Below are 26388 nucleotides of genomic sequence, written 5' to 3'. Positions count from 1 at the left end.
GTTCAGGATCTGGGGGATCGGTGGTCGCCGGACCTGTCGTCCGGCGGATCGCGCTCGGGCATCAGCCCATGCGTCGCGAGAAGGCCGTAGAGCGTGGGACGGCTGATCCCGAGCAGGCGCGCGGCGGTGGAGAGGCCGCCATGGCTGCGGGCGAGCGCGCGGGAGATCGTCTCCCGCTCGGCGCGGCCCCGCGCGGCGCGGAGGTCGAGATTCTCCGTCTCCGGGTCGGCGCCGGGCACCAGCTCGAGCTCGGCCGCGCTGATCAGCGGCCCGGCCGCCATCAGCACCGCCCGCTGCACGCGATTGCCGAGCTCGCGGACATTGCCGGGCCAGGAATAGGCCATCATCGCCTGGATGGCGGCGTCCTCGAAGCCGCGGACGCGCCGCTGAAACTCCTGCGAGTAGCGGGCGAGGAACCAGCGCGCGAGCAGCAGGATGTCGTCGCCGCGCTCGCGTAGCGGCGGCACGCGCACGGTCATCGGGTTGAGCCGGAACAGCAGGTCGCCGCGGAACTTGCCGGCGCCGGCCTGGGCCTCCAGCGGCTGGTTGGTCGCGGAGACGACCCGCACGTCCACGCGCACCGCCAGGCGCCCGCCCACGCGCTCGAAGACCTGGTCCTGCAGGAAGCGGAGCAGCTTCGCCTGCAGGCTCTGCGGCAGGTCACCGACCTCGTCGAGGAAGAGCGTGCCGCCGTCCGCCTGCTCGATGCGCCCGGTCATCTGCTTGACGGCGCCGGTGAAGGCGCCGCGCTCATGGCCGAACAGCTCGCTCTCCAGCAGGGCCTCCGGGATCGCGGCGCAGTTGATGGCGACGAAGGGGCGCGGGGCCCGGGGGCCCATGTCGTGCAGCGCGCGCGCCAGCGCCTCCTTGCCGGTCCCGCTCTCGCCCAGCAGCAGCACGGGCGCGTTCACCGTGGCGAGCCGCTCCACCATGCGGCAGATGCGCAGCATGCCCTCGTCGGCCGTGATGATATTCGCGACGGGGCTCGGCCGCGGCGCGGCGGCGAGGCGATGGTTCTCGTCTTCCAGCTCCCGCAGGCGGAGCGCGCGGTCCAGGACGGTGCGCAGGACGTCCAGGTCGGCCGGCTTCTCGCAGAAGTCGTAGGCGCCGACGCGGAGCGCGCGCAGCATGTTCTCGCGATCGCCCTGCCCGCTGGCGACGATCACCGGCATGTCGGGCGAGATGGCGCGCAGGATGGCCAGCGTCGCGAAGCCTTCCGAGATCCCCTCCGGATCCGGCGGCAGGCCGAGATCCAGGAGGGTGATGGCCGGCTGCTCCCGCCGGGCGGTCGCCTCGGCCTGGCGGCGGTCATGCGCGACGAGGACGCGATAGGCCGGAAAGGCCCAGCGATACTGGGCGCAGAGGCCCAGGTCGTCCTCCACGACGAGGAGCTTCGGCTTGCTCATGCCGCCATCACCTGCGCTTGGGCGGAGGGTTGCGGCGCATCGGGCCGCGGCTCGCAGGGCAGCGTGATCCGCATGGTGGTGCCTGCGCCGGGCGCGCTGATCACCGAGAGGTCGCCGCCGGCGCCGCGCAGCAGGTCGCGCGCCTGCCAGGCTCCGATCCCGTTCCCGTCGGGGTGGCCGGAGACGAGCGGGCGGAACAGCGTGTCGCGGACGAATTCGGCGGACATGCCGGGACCGCGGTCGGTGATGTCGAGGATCAGCCGCGCCTGCTCCTGCCGCCCCTGCTCCTGCCACAACGTGACCCGCACCGGCGCGTCGGGCGGCGAGGCCTCGGCCGCATTGTCCAGCAGGTGGCGCAGGGCCGCATCGAAGCGGGCCGGGGCGATGGGCAGCCGGCACTGCGCGGTTCCCTCGTCGCGGATCTCGACCGCATGGCCGAGCTCCGCGGTGATCGCCTTCAACCGCTCGAGCGGCGCCACGCGCGCGGCCTCCTCCTCGGCTTCCGGATGGCGCAGGCGCGCCACCAGCGTCGCGATGCGGGCCGCCGCGGCGCCCACCGTGGTGAGCAGATCCGCGCGGAATTCCGGATCCTCCATGTGGTGCGCGGCGTTGGCGTGCACCAGGGAGAGCTGGTGCGCCACCGTCTTCACGTCATGCGCCACGAAGGCGAAGCGGCGCGCGTAGTCCTGCAGGCCGCGCTGGTCGCGCAGCCGCTCGGCCGCCCGGCGCTCGGCCAGGAACATGGCGACCTCGCGGCCGATGGCGCGCAGCAGGTCGAAGACCTCGCCGCCGAGCGCGAAGCCGGCGCGCGGCGGCGCCAGCAGGACCACGCCCATCAGCCCCTCCGCGTGGTGGAGCGGCACGGCCAGCCAGAGCCGGCCGAACGCCGCCTGAAGATCCTGCGGGACTTCGGTCGCGATCCGTTCGCCCGCTCCGAGCGCGGCGAGCAGCGGGTGGTCCAGGGCAATGTCGAGGCTCCTCTCGGGCAGGTTCCAGGATCCGGCCCAATGCAGCCGCTCCTCGCCGGCATCGCGCAGCAGGAGCGCGCCGGCCGGGCTGTCCACCGGATCGGCGATGGCGATCACCGCCCGGCGGTGCGGATCTTCCGCCGTGCCGGAGAGCGTCGCGATGCAGCGCATCCATTCGCGGCGGTAGTCGAAGCGGGCGGTGAAGAAATGATCCACCACGCGCGCCCTCAGCCGGGAGCGCATCGAGCGCGAGCCGGCGGCCAGCGCCAGGGCCATCACCCCGAAGGCGAGCAGGCTCGCCTGCGCGGCGCGCGACCAGTCGGCCCCCAGGTGCCGCAGCGCCTCGCCCGCGGCGCCGACGCCGAGCAGAAAGGTTCCGGCCAGGATGAGCGTGGCGCCGTGGAAGACCGCCAGACGCGAGACGGGCGGGTCGCGGCGCCAGCGCCGGTCGCGCACGGCGGCGATCACCAGCAGCGGCAGCGCGGCCGCCGTGACCGCCGCCCGCGCATCCAGCAGCGCCGGCGAATAAGCCCGGGAGAGCGCGGCATCCGCATGCAGAAGCACGTCGAAGCCGGACAGCAGCCCGAGGGCGATGCAGGGCAGCACCACGTGCCAGCGCGCGCCTTCCTCGGCGTTGCGCCAGAGGTTCTCCGCCGCGACCAGCACCAGCAGGGCCAGGCCCAGCCGCGCGAGAAGGCCGGGCGAGCCCAGCGTCGGCAGGGCCGCCGCGCCGGGCAGCAAGGCGGCCAGCGCCAGCGCGGTGAGCACCGCGACGGCGACGGTGAAGCGCCGCATCAGGGCGGCCGGCCAGCTGCCGCCGCCGCGCCGCGCCAGCCAGAGCAGCACGCCGCACCAGACGGCGCTGCGCAGCACCTCCAGCACGGCTGCGGCGCCCGAGAGCGGCTCCGCGGGCCAGAGGGCCACGGAAGCGGCCCAGGCGCCCGCGGCGAGGCAGGCCAGGGCCAGCACCAGCGCGGTGCGCCCCCGGCCGGCCACCAGGATGAGCGCGATCCAGGCGAGGCAGATCAGCGCGCTTCCCGCGTGCAGGACGGACGATGCCATGGGGATCATGCCTGTCGCGGGCCTGTCGGGAACCTGTTCATCGCGCGCCCTCCTGGAAGAGCACCACGCGCACCGTCGCCAGCAGGATGAGGGCGTCGAGGAACAGGCTGCGGCGGCGGATGTAGTAGAGGTCGTAGGAGAGCTTCATCCGCGCGTCCTCGACCGAGGCGCCGTAGGGATGGTTCACCTGCGCCCATCCCGTGATGCCGGGGCGGATCACCGCGCGGTCGTGGTAGTGCGGGATGAGCTCTCCCAGCTGCTCCACGAAGCCGGGCCGCTCGGGCCGCGGGCCGATGATGGACATGTCGCCGCGCAGCACGTTCAGCGCCTGCGGGATCTCGTCGATGCGGCAGAGCCGCAGGAAGCGGCCGACGCGCGTGACGCGGGAGTCGCCGCGCGAGGCCCAGACCGGCGCGCCGAAAGCCTCGGCATCCGGGATCATGCTGCGGAACTTCAGAAGCTGGAAGACGCGGTTGCCCCGGCCCACGCGCTCCTGCCGGTAGAAGATCGGCCCGGGGCCATCCAGCCGGATCGCCAGCATGGTGAGCAGCAGCAGCGGCAGCGTGAGGGTCAGCAGGGCGATCGCGAAGGTGATGTCGAAGGCCCGGCGAAGCCCGGCGCTCCAGCCCGATTCCCGCATCGAATTGGCGGAGGCGAGCCATCCATCGGGCAGCCGGTCGATGTCGATGCGGTGCAGCCCGTGCTCGCTGAACTCCGCCTCGGTGAAGACCTGCAGCCCCGCGGCGCCGCAGCGCCGGCTGTCGGCCGGCGCGAGCGGCATCGAGCTGGCGGAGACCACCGCCCAGATCCGCCAGGCGCGGAGGCGGCCGCGCTCCACCGCCTCCAGCAGGGCCTCGCCGACGGGCAGCGCGAGCGTGACCTCGAAGGGCTGGTAGTTCCGGTGGATCGCGCCCGGCTCCGCCGCGGACCCCACGAGGGCCAGCCGCGGCAGGGGAAGGCGCAGCAGCCCGAAGACGAAGCGCGTGGCGGCTATCCCGGCGACGCTTCCGGCCAAGGCGGCGGCCAGCAGCTCCAGGAAGCTCCACTGCGCGTGATCGAAGGGCAGCATGGCGAGGAGCAGCGCGAGCACCAGGGCCAGGACGCCGGCGCCCGTCGCGCCGTGGACGAGGGAGGGACACAGCCCCTGCAGCGCGACAGGACGGTAGAAGCCGATCGCGCCGGCGACGAGGACGGCGCAGATCGCGACCATGATCGCCGTGGCCGCAGCGGCCATCACCCCTTCCGCCCCGCCCGCGGTCAGGAGGGCGAGCACGAGAAGGGCGACCGCGCAGCTTTCCGCGACGAAGAGGGCGAGCATTTCGGAGCGGACGCTGTGGCTGAACAGACTCGTCATTTCTCTTCTTCCCAACTCGACGCCCGTTGCGTGCGGGCCGATACTCGATCCACGCCGACCAAATCGGCAATGAAAATGTCGATTTATTCAGACTAATTTTTCCGAACCTGATCTTCAATGTCTCTCTGAAGCTGATATAATTACCGGAAATTCCGCGTATTCCGTGATTGTTTTTACTTTAGATGTGTAAAATTTATCTCTGATGTCGTCAAATATTGCATTGATATTCGGGATCATTTTCGGGATATTTGCGCACCGCGGAGGTCGCCAAACCTTACGCGGCCCAGCCTTCAAGCCGAGGAAGAAGACATGACCACGAGTTGGAGAAAGGGCCTCGCGACCCTGCCTTTTCTGGCCCTCGCCCTCGCGGCCTGCGACGCGCCGAGGCAGCTGGCGGCCAACGGCTCCGGCGCGCCGCAGGAGGCCTCGGCCTATCTGCTCGGCCCGGGCGACACCCTCACCGTCTTCGTCTACCGCGCGCCGGAGCTCAGCGCACCCGACCTGCCCGTCCGCCCCGACGGACGCATCTCGCTGCCCCTCATTCCCGACATCCAGGCCGCCGGCCGCTCGCCCACCCAGCTCGCACGGGACATCGAGGGGCAGCTCCGCCAATATGTGCGGGAGCCGAACGTCACCGTCATGGTGCGCACTTTCATGGGGCCGTCGAACCAGCAGATCCGCGTGATCGGCGAGGCCGCTCAGCCCATGGGCCTGCCCTATCGCGACGGCATGACCGTCATGGACGTGGTGATCGGCGCCCGGGGCCTCACGCGCTACGCCGCCGGCAACCGCGCCGAGATCATCCGCCGCGACCCGGAAGGCCGCCGCGAGGTCATCCGCGTGCGGCTGAACGACCTCATGCGCGGCGGCGACGTCTCGCAGGACCTGGCAATGCGGCCGGGCGACACGCTGGTCATCCCGCAAGGCTGGTTCTGACGCATGCACCCGATCGCACTCGCGCGGCGCTCGATCGCCGCCGGCGCCCGGCATCGCTGGCGCGCCCTCGGCCTCGCCTGGGTGGTCTGCCTGACGGGCTGGGTCGTCGTGGCGCATATCCCGAACCAGTATGCCGCCACCACGCGCGTCTATGCGGATGCGGATGCCATCCTCGGCCCGCTGCTGCGCGGGATCGCGATCGACAGCACGCCCGCCAGCCAGGTCGAGATTCTGCAGCGCACGCTGCTCAGCCGCCCCAATCTCGAGAAGATCATCAACCGCAGCGCGCTCGAGCAGCGGGTGCAGGACGATCTGTCGCGCGAGAAGCTGATGACGAGCCTGGCCCGCGACATCCGCATCACGACGCAGACGCGCAACCTCTTCACCATCGACTTCCGCGACGCGGATCCGCGCGTCGCGCAGGATGTCGTCCAGACGGCGCTGAACCTCTTCATGGAGGCCGCGACACTGACGGACCGCCAACAGATGGATAACGCGCGAGCCTTCGTCTCGCAGCAGATCTCCTCCTACGAGGTGCAGCTGCGCCAGGCCGAGCGGCGGCGCGCGGAATTCCAGACGCGCTACATCGACATCCTGCCCTCCGACGCGCTGGGCGGCGTCACCCGGCTCGAGGCCGCGCGCGCGCGGCTGCAGCAGGTGCGCGGCGAGCTGCAGGACCAGCGGCGCCGGCTGGAGCTCACGCGGCAGCAGCTCGAATCGCTGCCCACCGCTACGGCAGCCACGGGCGGCGGCGGCGGTGGCAGCTCCCGCCTGGCTGAGGCCGAGCGCGCTCTCAGCGAGCTGCGCCTGCGCTTCACGGACGCCCATCCCGACGTGGTCGCGGCGCGCGGCATCGTGAGCGCGTTGCGCTCCTCCGGCGGTGGCGGCCCCGCCCGCCCGGGCCCGGCCACGCCGCGGGAGCCGTCGCGCGCCAATCCGGCCTATGAGCAGATGCGGCTGCGCCTGGTCGACGTGGAGACGCAGATCGCCTCTCTCGAGCGGCAGGAGCGCGAGGGCCGCGAGGAGGTGACGCGGCTGGACAACGTGATGCGGAGCGAGCCGGAGGTGCAGGCGCAGTTCCTGAACCTCGATCGCGACTACACGGTGCTCCGCCGCAACTACGAGGAGCTGCTCGCCCGGCGTGAATCGCTCCAGCTCGGCGGTGCCGCGCGCAACAGCTCGGATCGCGTGCGGCTCGAGGTCGTGGACCCGCCCTCGGTCGCGCCGGTGCCGGTCTTCCCGAACCGGCCGCTGCTGGCCGCGGGCGTCCTGGCCGTCGGGCTCGGCGCGGGCGCGGCCCTGGCCTTCGTGCTGGTGCAGTTCGATCGCACCTTCTACACGGTGCACGATCTCCGGCGGCTCGGTCCCGCGGTGCTCGGCGCCCTCTCCGCGCCGCCCCGGCGCGGCGTGCTCCTGGGCCGCCTCAGCTTCGCCGGTGGCCTCGCGATGCTCCTTCTCGTCTTCGGCGTGGTCCTCGCCGGTGGCCCCTTCGTCGTGGCGAGGATGTTCGCATGAACGCCGGTATGGCCAAGCGCGCCCACCTGGTGGAGCGCGCCCTCGAGGCGATGGGCACCTCGCCCCTTCCCAGCCCGGCCGCCCTGGGTTCCGCCCCGGTGGTCTCCGTCGGGACGGCGGGCCATCGCCATGTGCCGGAGGCCGCCGAGCGCCCCGCGCAGGCGCCGCCCGCCGCGGCGCTGCAGCGCCTGCCGGTCATTCCCATGGCGCGGCTGCAGGAGGCCGGCCTCGCCTTCGCCGTCGACGCCCCGGGCCGGTCGAAGCTGATGGAGGAGCTGGCCGTGGTCCAGCACCAGCTGCTGCGCGGCATCGAGCCCGCCTTGGGCGAGGCACGGGCCGCTCCCCGGCATCGGCTGATCATGGTCACGAGCGCGCGGCGCGAGGAAGGCAAGAGCTTTACTTCGCTCAACCTCGCGGCCAGCATCGCGAGCACCGCCTCGCAGCCCGTGCTGCTGATCGATGTCGACGGCGGCGCCTCCTCGCTGAGCGCGTGCCTCGGCGTGCTGACCGAGCCGGGGCTGCTTGGGCTCGCCGCCGATCCGGACCGGCCGCGGGAGACGCTGCTGCGGCCCACCGCGATCGAGCGCCTGTCCTTCCTGCCCCACGGGCGGCTTCTGGAAAGCGCCGCGCGCACGCCCAACCCCAGCGCGCTGGCCGCCGCCATCCGCTCCCTGGCCGCGGCGCTGCCGCGCCATGTGCTGATCCTCGACACGCCGCCCGCGCTGTCCACCAGCGACGCCCAGGCGCTGGCCTCCATCGTCGGGCAGGTCATCATGGTGGTCCGCGCGGAATCCACCCAGCGGGAGGAAATCGAGGCGGCGCTCGATCTGGTCGAAGCCTGCCCGGTTCTTCAGCTTCTTCTCAATCGCACGCGACTCGCCACAAATGATAGCTTCGGCGCCCATGGGGAATATGGAGCCGCCAAGCATGCCTGAAGTCCTGAGAGCCACGGGACCCTCCCGAGACCGGCCGATCCTGGGTGGGATGGCCCTGGTCTCGGGCGCGCTCCTCGCCGGCGTGGTGCCGGCGCGCGCCGAGGCGCCGCCGCTGCCCTCCGAGGTGGGGCCCGGCTCCCTTCCGATGACGCGCGCCGCCGCCCTCGCCGGCGAGGCGGCGCTGCCCGCGACGTCGCCGGAGGTCCGCCTGGGCGGCTTCGGCCTGCCGGCCGGCGCGCCACCGCCGCAGCCCGAGCCGGAGCCGGGCCGCCGCTGGACAGTGACGCCGAGCATCGGCGTGCAGCTGATGGGCACGGACAACGTCTTCCAGACGGTCCGCAACCGCCAGGCCGACCTGATCACCACCATCACGCCGGCGCTGTTGCTCGGCGCGGAAACCTCGCGCTTCCAGGGCGTGCTGAACTACGCGCCAAATATTCAGTTCTACGCCGACACACCCGGCCAGAACCGCATGGACCAGCGCTTCAACGGCCAGGGCCTCGCGACGCTGGTGCCAGGGCTGCTCTACCTGGACGTCCGCGGCGCCTCGGCCGTGCAGACGATCGCCGGCGGCATCGCGCCTGAATCCACCGTTGTCACCAGCCGGCAGAACAAGGTGCAGACGACGAGCTTCCAGATCTCGCCCTATCTGATGCACCGTTTCGGCGACCTCGCGACCGTCCAGGCCGGCTACGCCTTCCAATACGTGGACCAGCGGAGCAGCGCCGACGCCTCGCAGATCTCGCTGACGCCCGGCGGCCTGCCGACCTTCACGAGCCAGCACTTCACCGCCCATGAGTTCTACGCGGTCGGACGCAGCGGCCCGGACCTCGGCCGCCTCGCCTTCGAGGGCCGGCTCGACAGCACCAGCTACATCGGCACCGGCGTGCTCGACGGCGCCTATCGTCGCAACGCCTCGGTGGAAGGGCGCTACGCCATCATCCGCGGCGTCTCGGCGCTGCTCGAGGGCGGCTACGAGCAGCAGCGCTATGCCGGCATCCCGGGCATCCGGATCGACGGCCCGATCTGGTCCGCGGGAGTCCGGATCGATTTCTCCGACGAAAGCCGCATCGTCGCGAAGTACGGCCGGCGCGACGGCTTCAATTCCGCCTTCCTGCAGGCCTCGCTCGCCCTGGGCGGCCGCACGCGCTTCTCGGCGAGCTACAGCGAGCGGCTGACGAGCAGCGCCGGCCGCGCCGCCGACCTGCTCTCGACCACCTCCCTCGACGAGCTGGGCAATCCCATCGACCTCGCCACCGGCCTGCCCGCCGTGCAGCCCTTCGCCAGCTCCTTCCTCGGCGCGCAGAGCAGCCTGATGCGCATCCGCGCGGCCTCGGCCAGCCTCTCGCAGTCCTGGCCGCGCGACACCATCGCGCTGACCGTGACCAACGAGGAGCGCACGCCGGTCTCGGTCGCGCCCGGCACCGTGGGCTTCGACCAGGACGGCACCTCGGGCAGCATTTCCTGGGCGCATTCATTCTCGGAGCGCACCACGGCCTTCGCCTATGCCCAGTACGGCCAGTTCAGCAGCGGCCTGCTCGGCAAGGGCGACGTGGTGACCGGCAGCGTCACCCTCTCGCACCAGCTGCAGCCGCGCCTCCTGGGCACGATGCAGATCGCCACCAGCAGCCGCAGCGACCAGCGCAGCACGGGCCGCGCGACGCAGAACCTCATTCTCGTTGCGCTGCGCCAGAGCTTCTAGGGGACAAGCATGATGCTCACGGAATTCTACGGATTGCGGGAGCATCCCTTCCAGATGACGCCGGATGCGCGGCTCTATTACCCGAGCACGGTGCATTCGCGCGCCTATGCGCACCTGACCTACGGCATCGCGCAGCGCGAGGGCTTCGTCGTGATCACCGGCGAGGTCGGGGCGGGCAAGACCACGCTGGTCGAGCGGCTCTGCGCGGAGCTCGATCCGGGCGGCTTCGCCGTCGCGCGGATCAGCACGACACAGGTGGCGGGCGACGACCTGCTGCGCCTCGCCGCCGCCGCCTTCGGCACGGATCCGGACGGCAACAAGGCTTCCGTCCTGCGCGGCATCACCGCCGCGCTGCGGGCCGGCGACCGGCGCTTCCTGCTCATCGTGGACGAGGCCCAGGGCCTCAGGACCGACGCGCTGGAGGAGCTGCGCATGCTCTCCAACGTGACGGAGGGCGGGCAGGCGCCGATGCAGACCATCCTGCTCGGCCAGCCGCAGCTGCGCGCGACCCTGGCCAGCCCCGACCTCGACCAGCTCCGCCAGCGCGTGCTGGCCAGCTACCATCTCGGCGCGCTCTCCTGCGAGGAGACGCACGCCTATGTGAAGCACCGCATGCGGGCCGTCGGCTGGGACGAGAATCCGCCCTGGGAGCCGAGCGCGCTGGATCTCGTCCATCGCCATTCCGACGGCCTGCCGCGCCGCATCAACCGCCTCTGCTCGCGCGTGCTGCTGAGCGGCATGCTGGAGCGGGCGGAGCTGCTGAGCGCACCCATGGTCGAGGCCACTGCCCTAGAGCTGGAGGAGGATCTCGGCTCGACGCTGCCGCGGCCGGGCCGCCCCTCGGGCGAGCACGAGCACATGCTCCGCGACGTCCAGCAGCGCGTCGAGGCGCTCGAGCGGAACGCCGGACACCGGGAACGCATCTTCAACCGCCTGGCCGAGATCTTCTTCGACGGCGCGAGGACCCGAACATGAAACACACCGCGATCACCCCCGAGGTCGCCTCCATCATCTGCCCGCCCCCCGCCCATCTCCGAAACGCCATGACCGTGGACGTGGAGGACTGGTTCCAGGTCCAGGGCTTCGCCGATGCGATCCCGCGCGGGGAATGGGATTTCCTGGCCTGCCGGGTGGAGGCGAACACCGAGGCCGTGCTGAAGCATTTCGACGAGGCCGGCATCCGCGCGACCTTCTTCACCCTCGGCTGGGTGGGCGAGCGCTATCCGCGGCTGATCCGCCGCATCGTCGAGGCGGGGCACGAGCTCGCCAGCCATGGCTACGGGCATGAGCGCGTGGACCGCATCGGCCCCGCCGCCTTCCGGGCCGACATCCGGCGCGCCCGCGCGATCCTCGAGGACCAGGGCGGCGTGGCCGTGACCGGCTACCGCGCTCCGACCTTCTCCATCGGCCCCGCGACGCCCTGGGCGCACGGCATCCTGGCCGAGGAGGGCTACCGCTACTCCTCCTCGGTCTTCCCGGTGCGCCACGACCTCTATGGCTCGCCGGAGACCCCGCGCCTGCCGCACCGCCCGCGTCCCGACGGCGTGGTGGAGCTGCCGATGACCACCTGCCGCGCCTTCGGCCGCAACCTGCCCTGCTCGGGCGGGGGATGGTTCCGCCTGGCCCCCTATCGCCTCTTCCGCGCGGGGCTGCGGCAGGTGAACGAGGCCGAGGGGCGGCCGGGCATCTTCTACTTCCATCCCTGGGAGATCGACGCGGCGCAGCCGCGCGTCTGGCAGGCCAACCGGCTCTCGCGCTTCCGCCACTACACGGGCGTGGCCCGCATGCCGCCGCGGCTCGCGCGCCTGCTGCGCGACTTCGCCTGGAGCACCATGGAGGATGTCTATGCCGGCGAGATCGGCCCGCCTTCGGTCTCCGCCGAGCTGCACGCGATGGCGAGCTGACGATGAGCATGGTCCTCCCGAGGCTCGCGCCGAATCGGACGCCGCGCGCCGCTGCGGCCGTGCGCATCCATGAACTTGACGATCACGCCTCGCAGGGCGCCGAGGAGGTGTGGGAGGTGTTCGTGCGGACGACGCCGGAGGCCACCTTCTTCCACCTGCCGGCCTGGCGGAAGGTCATTCGCGAGGCCTTCGGACATGCGACGCACTACGCCTATGCCGAGCAGGACGGCGTTGTCACCGGCGTGTTGCCGCTGGCCCGCATGCGCAGCCGGCTCTTCGGCGACGCACTGATCTCCACGCCCTTCTGCGTCTATGGCGGGCCCGTGGCCGTGACGCCCGAGGCGGCGCAGGCGCTGGAGGATCACGCCCTGGCGCTCATGCGGCGGACCGGCGTTCCGCTGCTGGAATTCCGCCGGCGGGACGCGGCCGATCCCGGCTGGTCCGAGCGCCCCGCCTTGCACTATACTTTCCGCCGCGCCATCACCGGCGATGCGGAGGCCGACCTGAAGGCGATCCCCCGCAAGCAGCGCGCGATGGTCCGCAAGGGGATCCAGAACGGCCTCGCCAGCGTGTCCAACAGCGACACGGACGTGCTGCACCGCGTCTATGCGGAGATGGTACACGCGCTCGGCACGCCGGTCTTCCCGCGGCGTTACTTCCGGCTGCTGGCGGAGGCCTTTCCCAATGCGCACGACGTCACCACCGTGCTGCACGAGGGCCGCCCGGTCGCCTCCGTGCTGAATTTTCATTTCCGCGACGAGGTGCTGCCCTATTACGGCGGCGGCGGGCGCGCCGCGCGCGGGCTCGCGGCCAACGACTTCCTCTATTGGGAGGTGATGCGCCGCGCCGGCGCCGAGCGCGGCGCGCGGCTCTTCGATTTCGGCCGCAGCAAGAAGGACACCGGCGCCTTCGACTTCAAGCGCAACTGGGGCTTCACGCCCGAGCCGCTGCACTACTGCTACCGGCTGCGGGACGGCGCGACCCTGCCGGAGAACAACCCCTCCAACCCCAAGTACCGGCTCATGATCCAGGCGTGGCGGCGGCTGCCGCTCCGCCTCGCCAACCTCATCGGCCCATCCATCGTGCGGGGGCTCGGCTGATGGGCGGGCGTCTCCTCTTCCTCTGCCACCGGATCCCCTTTCCGCCCGACAAGGGGGACAAGATCCGCGCCTGGCACATGCTCGAGCATCTGGCACGGGACTGGGCGGTGGACCTCGGCTGCCTCGTCGACGACCGAGCGGATTTCGACCATGTGCCCGCCCTGAAGGAGGTCTGCGAGACCGTCGAGGCGCGCTGGACCGGCACCCGGCTGCAGGCGGCCGCGCGCGCCGTGCTCGCGACGCGCCGCGGGCGGCCGCTCAGCCTCGGCTGGTTCCACGAGCCGGGGCTGCGGGCCTGGACGGAGGCGCATCTCGCGCACGGACGCCATGACGCGGTCTTCGTCTATTCCTCCGCCATGGCGCCCTATGTCATGGGCGCGCGGCAGCCCGGCCTGCATCGCGTGCTCGACATGGTGGACGTCGATTCTGAGAAGTGGCGCGCCTATGCCGCCGATGCCCGGCCGCCGATGCGGCAGGTCTGGGCGCGCGAGGCCCGCACCCTGCTCCGCTTCGAGCGCGAGGCGGCGGCCGATTTCGAGCGCACCCTCTTTGTCTCCGCCGCCGAGGCCGAGCATTTCCGCGCGCTCGCCCCCGAATGCGCCGGCCGGCTGGACCATGTGGACAACGGCGTGGCCCTGGGCCGCTTCGACCCCGCCGTGCCGCGGGAGAATCCCTTCACCCCCGGCACGCGCGCCATCGTCTTCACCGGAACCATGGACTACCGCCCCAATGTGGAGGCGGTCTGCTGGTTCGCGCGCGAGGTGATGCCCATGGTCGACCGCGCGCAGTTCCACATCGTCGGCGCCAACCCGGCGCCCGCCGTCCGTGCGCTGGCGCAGCTGCGCAACGTCCATGTCACCGGCACGGTGCCGGACGTGCGCCCCTACCTCGCCCATGCCGCCGTGGCGGTGGCCCCCCTGCGCATCGCGCGCGGGATCCAGAACAAGGTGCTGGAGGCCATGGCGATGGCCCGGCCGGTGGTCACCTCGCCGGAGGCCTTCGAGGGCGTGCGGGCGCGGGCCGGGCGTGATCTCCTGGTCGCCTCCGGCGCCCTCGAAACGGTGCGGCGCGTCCGCGAGGTGCTCGACGGCCAGCACCCCGGACTCGGCGCGGCCGGCCGCCTGGCGGTGATGGGCACGCATGACTGGCGGGCCACGCTGCTCCGGCTCGACGGCGCGCTGGCGCCGGCGCGGGCCAGGGAGCGCGTGCCGGCGTGAGCCTCGCGCGGCCGGCCGGACTGGCGCTGCCGCGCTTCGCGGCCTGGCAGGGCGGCCTGATCGCGCTGGGCCTGGGCCTCGCGGTGCTCGGGACGCTCTTCGCCGCCGAGGTGGCGGCCGCGGTGTCCACCTGGGACCGGTCCAGCGCCTATGGCCATTGCTGGCTCGTGCTGCCCATCGCGGGCTGGCTGGCCCGGACGCGGCGCGACCGCCTGGCCGGCCTAGCGCCCGAGCCGATGCCGGCGGCGGCCGTGCTCGCGCTGGGCGGCGCGGCCGCCTGGCTCGTGGCGGAACGGCTGGGCGTGATGGAAGCGCGGCAGATGGCGGCGCTCGGCATGGTCTGGGTCCTGGTGCTGGCCACCCACGGATGGCGTGTGGTGCGGGCCATGGCGGCGCCGCTGGCCTATCTCGTCTTCCTCGTGCCCTTCGGCGAGTTCGCCACGCCCTGGCTGCAGGACATCACGCTGGAAATGATCCTGGTGGGGCTGCGGCTGCTCGGGATCCCGCATCACGCCGACGGGCTCGTGATCGAGATTCCCGAAGGCACCTTCCTCGTCGCCGAGGCCTGCGCCGGATTGCGCTTCCTCATCGCGGCCATCGCCTTCGGCGCGCTCTACGCGCTCTCCATGTTCCGCGACACCTGGCGGCGACTGCTGGTGATGGTGCTGGCGGTGGCCGTGCCGCTGGCGGCGAACGGCGTCCGAGCCTTCGCCATCGTCCTCATGGGCCATCACATGGGCAGCGCCGAGGCCGCGGCGGCGGACCACCTCGTCTATGGCTGGGTCTTCTTCTCAGTCGTGATGGCGTTGCTCATCCTGGCGGGCCTGCCCTTCCGGCAGGACGGCATGGAGCCGATCCGGCCCAGGCCGGCCGCGCCTCCCAGGCCGCCCTCCCCCTCTCGCCTCAGCGCGGCGACGCTGCTGGCCCTCGGCCTCGCCGCCGCCGGGCCGGTCGCCGCCTCGGCCCTCGATGCCGCCAATCCGCCGCCACGGCGCGAGGCGGCCCGGCTGGCCGCGCCGGCCGGCTGCGAGGCGCAGGGCCTCGAACTGCGATGCGGCACGGCGACTCTCCGGGCGTCGCTGATCCTCTTCGCGCCCGGCACGAACTGGTCGGCCGTCGCCGCCGCGCGCCGGCAGGCCGCCGGCTCCGACGACGAGGCGCTGATCTTTGACGTGTCCGGGCCGGGCATGCGCTGGCAGGGCCGCCAGAGCCGCGACCGTGCGGGGGCCGTGGCGGTAGGCGCCTGGCTGGACGGGGCGCCGGCCGGCGACGGGCTGCGCACGCGGGCGACCCAGGCCCGGAACGCGCTGCTCGGCCAGGGCGGCCGGCCGGTGGTCGCCCTCGTGGAGCTCCTCCCCTCCGGCGGGGCCGACCCCGCGCGGGAGCTCCGCCTTCTTCGCTCCGTGCTGGCGTTCCAGGAGGACGGGCTTGCGCACGAGGCCTCCGCGCGCTCGCGACGCTGACCCGGCCTGTCGGCAAACTTGACATAAACTCCGACAGCCGCGCCGTGAGGTTGTAAAATTCTGATTTCCTTACGAAAATTCCCTGGCATGCACCTTGCTAACCGTAAAGCGGCCGCGGCTTTCGCGGTTTCTGTCAGCCAAGGAGCATTATCCAAATGAGGAAGTATCTGTTTGCGGCACTTGGCCTGCTAAGCCTCGGCCTCGCCAGCGCCGCCGAGGCAGCGCCGGTCTTGTCGTTCCGCGTCTATGACGACAACAACCTTGTCGGAGGACTTTCCACCTCCTCCACGAACGGCTCCCTCACAGCGGGCGGAGCCACGCCTCATTTCAACGTGTCGGCGACGGCCTTCGGCGCGCCCTTCGTGGCCGAGCCTTCGCTCCTCGCGCAGACGACGACCATCTCGGCCAGCGAGGGATTCTTCGGCACGCACACCATCCGGGTGGAATTCTCGCAGACGGGCCTGAGTTCCAGCTCGGCCGGCGGCCTGCTCGCGTTGCTGGCGACCACCTTCACCTCCAACTTCCTGGTGAACGGCGAGAACGTGGATAGCGTCACGCTCACCAGCTATGTCGACAACGGCAACGGCGCCTTCGCGCGCACGACCCAGATCGCCACGCAGACCTACACGGATGGGCCGACCAACGCCTCGCCGCCGATCCTCGCGGATGTGGCGCTGACCAACGCGCTCTTCTCGGAGACGGTGGTGATCACGGCCACCTTCACCGACCGCTTCGCCGGCCTGCAATCCTCGGCGCAGATCGTCCGCGTGCCGGAGCCTGCCTCGCTGGCCCTGCTGGGCTCGGCGCTGCTCGGCTTCGGCTTCGTGCGGGGCGCCCGGCGCCGCAAGTAAACCAGACGTCGCGTAGAAGCCGGCCGGCGGATGGTCGTCCGCCGGCCGGTTTGTCGGCTTTCATGCTGTTATCTGTTGGATGCCCACAGATTTTCTTGACGGTACCTGCCTGGAATTCAATAATATCCGCATTATGGAAGCCGTTACTTTCGTCTGACGTAAATGATTTGCGCCTGCGTTGATCGGAGCCTTCCTTTTCGACGCTGAGCCGCGGGGATTCATGGGGAAAATTTCCGACCTCACGCCCGGTCCATCCGCCGGCGGCGACGACCAGCAAACCATGGCGGCAAGCTTCGCCGGGCTGGGATGGGAGGTGTTGCAGCCCGGCGGAGCCGCCGGGGCCCTGGCGCCGGTGGAGATCGACTTCGCGCTGGCGCATCCGGGTTTTGGCGTCGCTCTCGTCGACCTTCTGCGGGCGCATCCGGAACCGGTTCAGCGGCTGCGCGACAGGCTGGACGCGGTTGGCTTCTCCGAGGCCTTTCCCGGGCACCTGCCGGTCATCCACCGCGTGCTCGGGGTCGACGACCTGTGGCGGCTGTCGCTGGTCCTCGATCCGGGCTTCAGGTCCCAGTCGCCGATGGAGATCGCGGGAAGGGAATGGATCGCGCTCGTGCAGCGGGCCCTACTGCTGGAAACGGCAGCGACGGTCCACGTCCCGAGGGCCGGGACCGCTCCGGTCGAGACGCCCTGGCCCGAGTCGGAGCCGGCATCCGCAGCGCCAGATACGCTCGGCGCGCCACCTACGGGCGAGGAATGGGACTTTTCCGCCCTTCCGGAGGCCGAGCCGGTCGAGCCTCCGCGCGCACCGCCCAAGGATCCCGTCGCCGAGCCTGAGGCCAGGATCCCGCCCCCGGAGCCCTGGGCGGAGGTCGAGCCTGAGGAGAAACCGGCCATCGAGGCCCTGCCGGCCCATTCCGGACCGTCCCCGCAAGAGCGGGGTGCCTGGTGGCTCCTTCTGGCGGCAGGCCTCGCCGCCGCGATCGGGCTCTCGCACCACTTCTCCTGGCCGGAGGGGTGGAGGGCTGGCCTCGTCTCGCTTCCACGCGCGGGTCCGGCCGAGCCGCCGGAGGTGGAAGGACGCATCGCCCGGGCCTTGCCCGTCGCCGCGGACGCGGCAGTCCCGGCCGTTGGGGAGCCCATGGCGGAGCCCGCCACGGGACCGCCCCCGAACGCGCCGGCCGGCGCGCAGAACGCGACGCTGCGCCTCCAGGATGCCTGGGCCCCCTTGCCGGAGGACGAAGCGCTCCTTCTGGATCTGTTCGTTCCTCTGGCCGCTCCGCCCCCGCCTTCGCCGGAACCGGGGGACCCGCCCTCTCCCCCCGAGCCGCCGCGGTCGGCGGCACGGCTTCGCCTCCCTCCCGCCGAGGAGCTCCGTCCCCTTCCCGCGCAACTCGCCGCCGCCCAGCCCGCGCCCGAGGAGCACGCCGTGGCACCGCGGATTGCCGAAGCTTCGGTCCCGGACTTCGAGCCGGCCATAACGCCCGATCCTCCGCAGGACCTGCCGCCCCAGATCAGTCCCGAACCGGCGATGGATCGCCTGGCGCCCGCCGAGGCCCCGACTCCCGCGCTCGATCCGCCTCCCGCCCCGCAAGCCGGGCCACTTCCAGCCGAGCCGCCTTCGGCGGTGCCCATCCCGGCCGATCGGGTGCCCACGCCGATGCCGGAGCCCGGCGTAGTGGCGGTCCCTCCCGCGCCGGAAGCCAACGTCGTGGCGGTCCCGGCGCCGGCGGTCCCCGTCCCGCCCGCGCCGGCCTCCGGCGTGGTCGCCGTCCCGCCGACGGCGCCGACTCTGTCCCCGGCCGTGATCGCAATGCTCATCGCGCGCGGCGACGAAATGCTGGCCCGGGGGGATATCTCCGGGGCTCGGCTGCTCTACGCGCGGGCGGCGGCGGCAGGGAGCGCGGCCGCCGCCCGGGCCATGGCGCAAAGTTTCGAAGCCGAGGTGCTGAACCGCCTCGGCGTGCGGGGCATCCGGCCGGATCCGGAGCAGGCACGCCAGTGGCACCAAAGGGCGGAGGAAGCCCGCTGACGCAGGAGCATTCCATGAGCAGGCACGACCTTTCCCAGCTGCTGCCGGGCCTCAGCGCTTTCCGGCGCAGATTGCTGCTCTCGATGACCGCCGCCGGTGCCGCGGGCGAGGCGGCAGCCCAGGCGCCGGTCCCGAACCCGGTCGCGCGACTCAATGCCCTGACAGCACGTGCCAATGCGGGCACGGTGGGGCTGATGGCCGGCGGGGTCGATGGCACCTATATCCGCATCGCCGCCGATCTGGCCGCCGTGCTGGACAATGCGGATCAACTCCGCGTCATCGCCATGATCGGCCGGGGCTCGGTGCAGAACATCGCCGACATCATGACGCTGCGTGGCGTGGACCTCGGCATCGTGCAATCGGATGTGCTGGCCTATGCCCGCCGGGAGCGGCTCTTCCCGATGGTGGACCGGCTCATCCAATACGTCAGCAAGCTTTACGACGAGGAGGTGCATATCCTCGCGGGCCCCGGCATCGCCTCGCCTCGCGACCTCGCGGGCAAGGCGGTGAATGTGGATCTACGCGGCAGCGGCACGGCCATGACGGCCTCGCTGTTGCTGGGCGCGCTTGGCATTGCCGTGCAGGAGCGCAACGAGCCGCAGGACACGGCGCTGGAGCGGCTTCGGCGCGGCGAGATCGCGGCGCTGATCTATGTAGCGGGCAAGCCGGCGCGGCTGTTCACCGGCATCCGGGCTGAGGAGGGCCTGCGCCTCTTGGCGGTCCCGCCGGAGCCCGCCCTGCTGGAGACCTATCTACCGGCCCGCTTCACGGCCGCGGATTATCCGGCCCTGGTGCCGCAGGACGGCATCGAGACCGTGGCGGTGGGCGCCGTACTTGCGGCCTATGGCTGGCCCCCGAACACCGAGAGGCACGCGAAGGTGTCGCGCTTCGTCGAGGCGCTGACGGCGAACTTCGACAGGCTGTTACGCCCGCCGCGGCATCCGAAGTGGCGGGAGGTGAACCTGGCCGCCGTGGTGCCAGGCTGGACGCGCTTCCCGTCGGCGAGGCAGACGATGCAGGCCCGGGAATAGCCTGTGCGTTGTCTGGCTTGGTTGCGACCGCGGGAGGCGCGGCTGGGATGGTCTTAATGCTTGGCTGCGAGGGTGCTGAACGCGGAAAGCCCGTCGCTTTTTGGCGACGGGCTTTTGTTTTGTCATTGGTTGGGATGCGGGGACACGCACCCAACGATCCCAATACATTGAGGTAGCGATTTAATCCCCAGGCTTTTCGCTGGAACTAACGACGAGCCTGGCAGGATTTGGCCGCTTGTGGCTGAAAGCGGAATGGCGGCTTCAAGCCGCCGTGCCCATGGAAGCAGATGGGTGCCAACGTGGCGAAGCCAACGCTTGTCCTCCGGCGGCGATATCAAGATTTGGCAGCAGAGTTCAGGGCGGACGAAATTGCGACTGAAAATCGCAGTGTCGGTGGTTCGATTCCGCCCCTGGGCACCATTTTTCAATCACTTGTGGGAAGCGTCTCCGGAGCCAACGCTAGTGGGCTACCACCGGGCTACCACGCTTCGCGATTTCGAGCATTTGCGGGGCGACGCATTCGGCCGTCGCAAGGTGTCGGCAAAGGCGGAATGGCAGGTAACACGCCTGGGAACGCCCGCTGACCTCCCCGCGACGGCCCGGTCACGGCCACACGAACCCTGGGTAACGGGGGGAAAGTCCCCCTTCAGGCGATGCAAGGCACTATTGACCTTTCCTCTTCGAAACCATCGGGGAGCATAAGGAGCATCGGGGAGCAGGACAAATATCCCAGCACCTTACCTGACCTTGATGCTAACCCTGATGCCCTTGATGCCTTCTCGCACGATGCCACGAAGGCGATCCATGCAGTGAGGCTTTCAGCTGCCCGCCCGCGGCTCCGCCGCGCCTTCGGGGCGGAAGCATGTGGCGACTATTCGGCCGCCGCTACTTTCAGCCGTTCTTGCCAAGGTCTCCTATTATCGTAACCTCTTCCGGTCGCCGCCCAACAATCGAGACTCTTCATGACATCGAATGAACAGAAGGCTCTCGAAGAGCTCAAAGCTGAGCTCCAAAGTGATCAGCATCTCCCAAAGACTTTCGAGCATCTCATTGCTGCCCTCATCGGCGATCTCCTCGGGATCAGCGTCGCCGTGGCCAAGAGCGGATTCCAGCATGGAGCCGATAGTGGGGTTGGTGGCCGACAAAGCCGATCGCTTCGGATCGAGTGCAAGCGCTATGCCGACTCCACCTCGCTGAACGAACGGGAGTTGCTGGGTGAGATTGATCACGCGCTTGATCGGGACGCTGCGCTCGAAGTCTGGATCCTGGCGACAACGCGTGAGGTCCCCGAACAGCTTGAGGACGCCCTGCGGTCGAAGGCTGCGCGTGAGGCACTACCAATCTTAGTCATCGACTGGAAGTCGCCAGGGCTGCCGCTGCTCGCGGCTCTCTGCACGTCAGCTCCCGACACTGTCGAGAAGCTCTATTCGAAGACCGCTGCCGACCTCACGCGTTCACTGACAGTCGCCTGCGTCGCCAAGCTGGCATCCCTAAAAGCTGATCTGCAGGCGTGGGCGCTCGGCTTTGAGGGTATCCGCCGACTTGCGGCGGAACGACTGCAGAAGATGTGGAACAATCCTCGCACGGCGCGTGCTGCCATGCATCAAAACGTCGCCGGCGGCGCGGCTTTCGTGGTGCGGCGTGAGGGCGTTGCGACGGAGCTGTCGGGGTGGTGGGACCAGGCCGACCGCAGCCTGGCATTGATCATCGGGCCGGAAGGCGTCGGCAAAACTTGGGCCGCATTAGACTGGACGATCGATCGTCTCGATAACCTTCCGATTGTACTTCTTCTGCCTGCCTCAGCAGCGGCGGCGGCGCGGAATGGCAGCGGACATGCGGCCATGAGGCTGCTCGGAGAACAGCTCTATGAAGCGAGCGGCGGCATTCGGGACGCGTCACATTGGGAGACACGAGCGCGCCGCTTATTGAAGCGCCCAACGAATAGCGGGCCGGTGGTGCTGATGGTCATCGACGGACTCAACCAGCAGCCAGAAGCGCCGTGGGAGGGACTGTTCGCCTCGCTCCAGGACGATCCTTTTCTGAACCATGTCCGAGTTATCGGAACTGCCCGGCCCACCTATTTCAAGGGCCACTTGAAGCGGTTGCGCGTACTTGTAGACCGGCCCGTCGAGGTCGAGGTCGGACCGTTCAATGACGTGGAGCTTGATAAACGACTGGCTCAGGCCGGCATGCGACGCGAACAGCTGAACGCCGAGCTTCTGCATCTCGCCCGCACGCCACGGCTATTCGACTTGGTGGCGAGGTATCACGCCGCTCCCGACGGGGGCGAAATGACACTGCACCGGTTGCTCTGGGAGTACGGTCGAGACGAAGAGGGAAAGCGCCAGAGCCGATCCTTCAGCGAAGAGGAATGGCGCACCTGGTTGGCTGGCATCGCTCGACACTTCCGCAATGGGGTGACCGAGATGGCTCGAGGAGCCCTAGCTGACTCGTTGCACCGCGCCGACCTCAGCACCGGTGACATCAAGGCCCGACTGGACGACATTGTTGACGGCCAGCTCGCGGAAGATGGGCCACTAGGACGTAGTCGCTTTAAGCCCGAAGCAGTCGCACATGCCCTCGGCCTTGCACTACTAGAACTCGTCCAGGTGACGACACCCCACGGGCGTGGCGCGGTTTCCGAGAAGCTCGATGAATGGCTGGATCCCATCTCAGGCCTGGATCAGCGTGCGGAGATCCTGCGGGCGGCGGTATCGATCCTGGTTGCGCAGGGTGCTCAGGCCGCTGACTTAGCGCTTAGCGTGCTACTCACTGCATGGCTGACGACACAGAATCTCGCCGAACCGCACCGGAGCGAGATTACCGGGATGGCGAGACCGCTTCACCTCGCGCTGTTGGATGCAGTGGAGCAGACGACCGGTTACAATCAGTCGGGAGCGCGCTTGGACGCCCTCAATGCTTTGCGGGCGATTCCACGCGATGACGGCGAGGTGAGAAACGTAATCTTAGGCCGAACCGCAAAGTGGCTGAGCGTTATCTCCATGGATCGGAAACGCCTCGGCGTTGGTTCGGACGACGCCATGGACGCCAAACGAGCGGCGCGCTTTCAAACGCGCCTCGGAACCTCTGAGGAAGGCGAGATGGTGGTGTTGGGCCATCGCGTGCGGCTCGCTTTAGATGACGACGACGAGGCTCTGCAAATGAGTGTCGCTTCCCTTCTAGAGGGCTTTTCGCTAGCGACCGCAATCTCGACTTTCGAAACGGCAGCCATTGCCCTCGCCATTCGCGGTCATTCTTCGCCATGGAAGGGTTTGAAGTGGCTTTGCCTCTTCAATGACAGGGATGCGGACGCGACGGCGACAGCCCTGCGCGAGAGAGCCTTGGCTGTCCGAAACTTGCCTGTCGAGACGGGCATTGACGCAAGGCTGCCGGCTCGCGTCGCTTCGCTACTGCTGTATCTGACCGGCCATGAAACTGACGAAAATAATGCGAAGGAATTCGATCCGGACCTAGATGGATGGATCACATATGAGAGTGACTATCTGCCTCACCCGGCAGCAAGTTTTTTTCCCCTCGAACAGAGGCACGCGGCTGCCGCACTCTGCGACACGGAAACGCCGTTGCTGCGTCGTCTCGAACGTGCCCGAGACTTCCTTCTTGACCCTAATTTCGCGTTGCCCCCGGAACTCATCGTCGAAGTGGTGGCCGCAGCCGATCAGTTCGACCTATCAGATGTTGAAAGCCATGGATCACGAACGCTCAGCGACCACAACTTCGAGCGTCTCATACCAGCAGTAGCGCGATGCTCGCCGGAAGCTTTAGCCCGCTTGCTGCACCGAAAGCTACGCGGCCCTATAGCGCCGGAGTCTCGTTACTGGAGAGCGATTCGAGCCCCATCTGCCCTCCTGTTGACCGAGCCGGAAGATGCGCAAGCTGCTTACGATTTGAGACAGGCGCCCGATGCCCATACCGAGATGGCGTCGGAGACATGGGCGCGCACACGTCTCCTACTGGTAGAGTTGGTCGGGAAGCCGAGCGCAGAACAGGCCCGGCAGATCCTTGCCGCCGATCTTGAGTACCTATCCACAGAACTCATGTGCGTCCTGGAGCGCATGACGATTCAGGAGGCTGAAGCGCTCCTCGATCGGCACGGCCCCGATACAACCTCTGATCGTGCCGGCGTGTTGATGAGTCTCTTCTTCAAGGCGTCTATATCGGAAAGCGAAAGGCTTTGGAACTGGCTACAGGCCGCGTCTGACCACGCGGATAATCCGCATCGCGGGTTGCTGTTTCGATTGTTAACTGAGAAAGATAGCCGTCGATTTGGGGCGCATCTCAACGCCGTGAATTGGTCTTGGTCGGTCTCTGAAGAGAACGCCTATGTAAGTGAATACGGTTCGCGGTCTCTGGTCGACGCGACTTCTGCGATGCCTTTTGATCAACTGCTACCGAAGCTCGCGCCTTGTCTACTGGTCTGGGCGGCTCGTAGGCGGGGTGCAGATGCTGCAGAGCTACGCCTCGCTGCGGAAGTCTTAGGTCGGTCTATTTTGAATGTTTCCGTCACGCCCGAAATCCCTGGCGGTCTGCTGACAGTCGACCGGACTCGCAACGAACAGGGTGGATTTTCTATCACGCTGCGGAATGATGAAAGTTTCAGTCCCAGTAAACGGCTATCAGCGGAGGAGCGACGCGACGCTGATAGGCGCGCGGTCGACGTCACCATTGCGCGAGTCAATGAGGCACGGGCAAAGGGGGCATCGCTTTACCTGTCGCAGGTCGATGTGGCGGATATGAAGGCGCTCGTGTCGCAAGCCCCGCGAGAGATCGACGCTTGGCTCGAAGGCCTCGAAAATGGCTCCTCAGCAATGCGATCGCGGATTGTGATCGCTCAGGGGCTCTACCTTGCACTCTGCGAGGCGCTCCTCGATCTAGATCCGCAGAGGGGTAAGCAGCTCTGGCTCGTGCTGACCCAGGTCGCACCGATCCGCTATGTAGGACACGGCGGGGTAGAGGAGACGGTGCACATGCTTTTTCGGGCGCCCGATTCCGAACCAGTCACGGCCCTTCGAAACGAATTGCTCGCCCTCAATCGGGCGTCGACGGATAGTCAACTGTTCGATATCGCATTTGCCGCAATAGCTGCCGACCGGCGTGACTGGCTCGATCAAGCTATCGAACAGGATGCTGTTGCGCCGGAGACATGGCGACAGATGCGCGCTGTCCGCCTGCGGGGGTTCACGACTGGCATCGGCTTGAACGAACCGGACGCCTGGCCTGCTGGGAAGATACAAACGAGTGCCGCCTCACTCAGACATACGACAGCCCGATCTCGAGCGCGCGACGCCTTCGCTCAGTATTGGTGGGGCAAGTTCCTCCGGGCCGAGGACAGGGGCGAAAGCTACGCTGCATGGACGCTGTTCCAAGCAGCAGCGGATCGGCGGGCCTACCTTTGGATGACCTCTGATCGAGCAGCTATGACCAATATGCTACCGCTTCGACGGCTAAAAGAGGTCCAATTGGAGGTGAATAGGCAGGAGCTGCAGCGGGCTGTCGAGAAGCGTGAAGAGAAGCTGCCAAACCGGTTTTTAGATCGTGAGCCCATCGACGGTGTGGGTCCTTGGGGAAAGACGCGACCTGGCCTCATCTGAGCACCAAGCCTCAAGACATCTCTGAATGCACGGGGATCCGCAGCTCCGTGACTTGAGTTGAAATGCCTCGAATCCCCGATTAACTTTGGGATTCATGTCGCTGTAGCCGATATCGATCTGGCGAGTGCTTGCCTTCAGGCGCATACCGGATCAGCACGAAGCCGGCGGCGCGTGTGCCTTCCAGAGTGCGAATGCGGTTCGCCATGTACTGTCGCCCCCGGCTGTTCGGGTCCGCCACATCGCGCACCGCCTGCTTCAATTCGCTCACCGACCACCAGTCGGTGCCATGCGCGGCCGAAATCGCCGCGAAGAGCTCGGCAATCTCCCGTCGCCGCGGATCGTTGGCGTTGAGTTGCGAGAGGCGAAGCACCGGATCAGCGCAACCGAGCGCGCTCAGTGGATCGCGGCACCACCGCGCCCACGTGCCGAAGCTGCCGATGGGTGCACCTTCGGTCAGCGCCGCGCCTTGCAGGCGCCCCCAGCGCCAGATCGTGAGCACATCGCGCAACATCGTCGCGCGCTCCGCTTCCAGGTCGGCGAGGAAGTCACCGCGGAACGGCCGCCGCGTTGGGTCCTCCATCCCTGCATCCATCTCCACCATGAGAAAGCGCCGCGTGGCGACACGCTCCGCTGTGGTTCCGAGCGGGTCCGAATCCAGGGTCTGGTGCTCCCGAAATGCACGGGCGCTGTCCGACCGAGATTCAGGCCGCCCGTGCCGCGCAGGCACGCCTTTCCCAACTCATCGCTGACGGCATCATTCTGGAGCGCCACGGACGCGACCGGTTCGCCGGACCTTGGCAGTCGTACGAGATCGTCGGGGCCGCGAATTGGCGGTCATCATGGTGCGAGAGGGCTTCGCTCGTGCTTACGACGGCCGAAGCAGGCGGCGGGGATGGTGTGAACCGGCCGATTCGCGCCGGTGATGAAGGCACCCGTCAGTCCTTGAAGGGATCGACGATGTCCGGTCCGGCCATGACGACACCGATGGGCCTGAACTGATGCAGGACGCGGATGCTCGCCGCGTGCCGCGTCAACACATCGGGCAACCGACGGTAAGCCATCGGGCTCTCGTCCAGATCGCCACCTCGCAGCCGCACGCCGCGCCCGCGCAGCCACTCCTCCATCTGCACTCGCGTGAACTGTCGGTGCGCAGCCTTGCGGCTCATCACGCGCCCTGCCCGTATCCATCCGGCCAAGGCCGCGGGTGCTGAGTGCCGGGATCGGGCCGGGGGTCACCGCTTCTGATCGGCGATGAGTTCCTTGAGGCATTCGATGCCGCGCTCGGTGAAGCCCAGGGTGGCGCGTT

General features: G+C 69.0%; 18 protein-coding genes and 1 tRNA gene. 14 read left to right on the top strand and 5 right to left on the bottom strand.

Annotated features, from left to right (window positions below):
- Positions 1-2: 2 nt before the first annotated feature.
- From prsR to EJV46_RS20125, 3 genes are read right to left on the bottom strand one after another with little or no spacing between them, the layout of a single operon-like run.
- Positions 3-1406 (bottom strand): PEP-CTERM-box response regulator transcription factor, encoded by a 1404-nt coding sequence (gene prsR, locus EJV46_RS20135; RefSeq protein WP_131550519.1) that lies wholly within the window; start codon positions 1404-1406, stop codon positions 3-5.
- The gene (gene prsK, locus EJV46_RS20130) at positions 1403-3436 is read right to left on the bottom strand and encodes an XrtA/PEP-CTERM system histidine kinase PrsK (protein WP_240782675.1); all 2034 of its coding nucleotides are present in this window, start codon (positions 3434-3436) and stop codon (positions 1403-1405) included. The genes prsR and prsK overlap by 4 nt, the downstream gene beginning before the upstream one ends.
- A gap of 37 nt (positions 3437-3473) precedes the next feature.
- A complete protein-coding gene (locus tag EJV46_RS20125; protein ID WP_131550517.1) occupies positions 3474-4790 on the bottom strand; it encodes an exopolysaccharide biosynthesis polyprenyl glycosylphosphotransferase in 1317 nt (438 codons plus the stop codon).
- 309 nt (positions 4791-5099) lie between these two features.
- Between EJV46_RS20125 and EJV46_RS20120 the strand changes: the two genes are divergently transcribed.
- From EJV46_RS20120 to EJV46_RS20060, 14 genes are all read left to right on the top strand, one after another.
- Entirely contained in the window at positions 5100-5726 is a 627-nt protein-coding gene (locus EJV46_RS20120) for an XrtA/PEP-CTERM system exopolysaccharide export protein (protein WP_131550516.1), read from the top strand.
- A gap of 3 nt (positions 5727-5729) precedes the next feature.
- Complete coding sequence (locus EJV46_RS20115) at positions 5730-7241, top strand: XrtA system polysaccharide chain length determinant (RefSeq protein WP_131550515.1); 1512 nt, start codon at positions 5730-5732, stop codon at positions 7239-7241.
- Positions 7238-8176 (top strand): hypothetical protein, encoded by a 939-nt coding sequence (locus EJV46_RS20110; protein ID WP_131550514.1) that lies wholly within the window; start codon positions 7238-7240, stop codon positions 8174-8176. Before EJV46_RS20115 ends, EJV46_RS20110 begins: the two co-directional genes overlap by 4 nt.
- Positions 8169-9878, top strand: coding sequence for a TIGR03016 family PEP-CTERM system-associated outer membrane protein (locus EJV46_RS20105; RefSeq protein WP_165585632.1), 1710 nt, complete (start codon positions 8169-8171; stop codon positions 9876-9878). The genes EJV46_RS20110 and EJV46_RS20105 overlap by 8 nt, the downstream gene beginning before the upstream one ends.
- A 9-nt stretch (positions 9879-9887) precedes the next feature.
- On the top strand, positions 9888-10853 hold the full coding sequence (locus EJV46_RS20100) for an AAA family ATPase (RefSeq protein ID WP_240782674.1): 966 nt from the start codon (positions 9888-9890) through the stop codon (positions 10851-10853).
- Positions 10850-11782: an XrtA system polysaccharide deacetylase gene (locus EJV46_RS20095; protein WP_131550512.1), complete on the top strand. Its 933-nt coding sequence runs from the start codon at positions 10850-10852 to the stop codon at positions 11780-11782. Before EJV46_RS20100 ends, EJV46_RS20095 begins: the two co-directional genes overlap by 4 nt.
- Positions 11783-11784: 2 nt before the next feature.
- Positions 11785-12882: a FemAB family XrtA/PEP-CTERM system-associated protein gene (locus tag EJV46_RS20090; protein ID WP_240782673.1), complete on the top strand. Its 1098-nt coding sequence runs from the start codon at positions 11785-11787 to the stop codon at positions 12880-12882.
- Positions 12882-14099: a TIGR03087 family PEP-CTERM/XrtA system glycosyltransferase gene (locus tag EJV46_RS20085; RefSeq protein ID WP_131550511.1), complete on the top strand. Its 1218-nt coding sequence runs from the start codon at positions 12882-12884 to the stop codon at positions 14097-14099. The genes EJV46_RS20090 and EJV46_RS20085 overlap by 1 nt, the downstream gene beginning before the upstream one ends.
- Positions 14096-15562 carry an exosortase A gene (gene xrtA / locus EJV46_RS20080; RefSeq protein ID WP_131550510.1) on the top strand — a complete coding sequence of 489 codons (1467 nt, stop codon included), beginning with the start codon at positions 14096-14098 and terminating at the stop codon, positions 15560-15562. The genes EJV46_RS20085 and xrtA overlap by 4 nt, the downstream gene beginning before the upstream one ends.
- 155 nt (positions 15563-15717) lie before the next feature.
- A complete protein-coding gene (locus tag EJV46_RS20075) occupies positions 15718-16413 on the top strand; it encodes a PEP-CTERM sorting domain-containing protein (protein WP_131550509.1) in 696 nt (231 codons plus the stop codon).
- Between the two features lie 220 nt (positions 16414-16633).
- The gene (locus tag EJV46_RS20070; protein WP_131550508.1) at positions 16634-18442 is read left to right on the top strand and encodes a hypothetical protein; all 1809 of its coding nucleotides are present in this window, start codon (positions 16634-16636) and stop codon (positions 18440-18442) included.
- Positions 18443-18456: 14 nt separating this feature from the next.
- Positions 18457-19473: a TAXI family TRAP transporter solute-binding subunit gene (locus EJV46_RS20065; protein WP_240782672.1), complete on the top strand. Its 1017-nt coding sequence runs from the start codon at positions 18457-18459 to the stop codon at positions 19471-19473.
- 351 nt (positions 19474-19824) lie between these two features.
- Positions 19825-19893: transfer RNA gene (locus EJV46_RS22945), tRNA-Phe, on the top strand.
- A gap of 542 nt (positions 19894-20435) precedes the next feature.
- Positions 20436-25082, top strand: a complete 4647-nt coding sequence (locus EJV46_RS20060) for a hypothetical protein (RefSeq protein ID WP_131550507.1) — start codon at positions 20436-20438, stop codon at positions 25080-25082.
- Between the two features lie 79 nt (positions 25083-25161).
- Here EJV46_RS20060 and EJV46_RS20055 read toward each other — a convergent pair whose 3' ends face one another.
- Positions 25162-25683: a hypothetical protein gene (locus tag EJV46_RS20055; protein ID WP_131550506.1), complete on the bottom strand. Its 522-nt coding sequence runs from the start codon at positions 25681-25683 to the stop codon at positions 25162-25164.
- A 334-nt stretch (positions 25684-26017) separates the two neighbouring features.
- Entirely contained in the window at positions 26018-26248 is a 231-nt protein-coding gene (locus EJV46_RS20050) for a hypothetical protein (protein ID WP_206020886.1), read from the bottom strand.
- Positions 26249-26388: the final 140 nt, after the last annotated feature.

This window comes from Roseococcus sp. SYP-B2431, assembly GCF_004336745.1.
In the GTDB taxonomy this organism is placed as follows: Bacteria; Pseudomonadota; Alphaproteobacteria; order Acetobacterales; family Acetobacteraceae; genus Roseococcus.
Note: the sequence above shows the minus strand (reverse complement) of the source record. Positions and strands in the feature narration are given on the sequence as shown.

Bases quoted from the DNA above. Each gene is read 5' to 3' on its own strand.
- prsK (WP_240782675.1), bottom strand. From the start codon at position 3,436: ATGGCATCGTCCGTCCTGCACGCGGGAAGCGCGCTGATCTGCCTCGCC.
- EJV46_RS20060 (WP_131550507.1), top strand. From the start codon at position 20,436: ATGACATCGAATGAACAGAAGGCTCTCGAAGAGCTCAAAGCTGAGCTC.
- prsR (WP_131550519.1), bottom strand. From the start codon at position 1,406: ATGAGCAAGCCGAAGCTCCTCGTCGTGGAGGACGACCTGGGCCTCTGC.
- EJV46_RS20090 (WP_240782673.1), top strand. From the start codon at position 11,785: ATGAGCATGGTCCTCCCGAGGCTCGCGCCGAATCGGACGCCGCGCGCC.
- EJV46_RS20100 (WP_240782674.1), top strand. From the start codon at position 9,888: ATGATGCTCACGGAATTCTACGGATTGCGGGAGCATCCCTTCCAGATG.
- EJV46_RS20095 (WP_131550512.1), top strand. From the start codon at position 10,850: ATGAAACACACCGCGATCACCCCCGAGGTCGCCTCCATCATCTGCCCG.
- EJV46_RS20085 (WP_131550511.1), top strand. From the start codon at position 12,882: ATGGGCGGGCGTCTCCTCTTCCTCTGCCACCGGATCCCCTTTCCGCCC.
- EJV46_RS20105 (WP_165585632.1), top strand. From the start codon at position 8,169: ATGCCTGAAGTCCTGAGAGCCACGGGACCCTCCCGAGACCGGCCGATC.
- EJV46_RS20075 (WP_131550509.1), top strand. From the start codon at position 15,718: ATGAGGAAGTATCTGTTTGCGGCACTTGGCCTGCTAAGCCTCGGCCTC.
- EJV46_RS20120 (WP_131550516.1), top strand. From the start codon at position 5,100: ATGACCACGAGTTGGAGAAAGGGCCTCGCGACCCTGCCTTTTCTGGCC.
- EJV46_RS20065 (WP_240782672.1), top strand. From the start codon at position 18,457: ATGAGCAGGCACGACCTTTCCCAGCTGCTGCCGGGCCTCAGCGCTTTC.
- EJV46_RS20125 (WP_131550517.1), bottom strand. From the start codon at position 4,790: ATGACGAGTCTGTTCAGCCACAGCGTCCGCTCCGAAATGCTCGCCCTC.
- EJV46_RS20115 (WP_131550515.1), top strand. From the start codon at position 5,730: ATGCACCCGATCGCACTCGCGCGGCGCTCGATCGCCGCCGGCGCCCGG.
- EJV46_RS20055 (WP_131550506.1), bottom strand. From the start codon at position 25,683: ATGGTGGAGATGGATGCAGGGATGGAGGACCCAACGCGGCGGCCGTTC.
- EJV46_RS20070 (WP_131550508.1), top strand. From the start codon at position 16,634: ATGGGGAAAATTTCCGACCTCACGCCCGGTCCATCCGCCGGCGGCGAC.
- EJV46_RS20050 (WP_206020886.1), bottom strand. From the start codon at position 26,248: ATGAGCCGCAAGGCTGCGCACCGACAGTTCACGCGAGTGCAGATGGAG.
- EJV46_RS20110 (WP_131550514.1), top strand. From the start codon at position 7,238: ATGAACGCCGGTATGGCCAAGCGCGCCCACCTGGTGGAGCGCGCCCTC.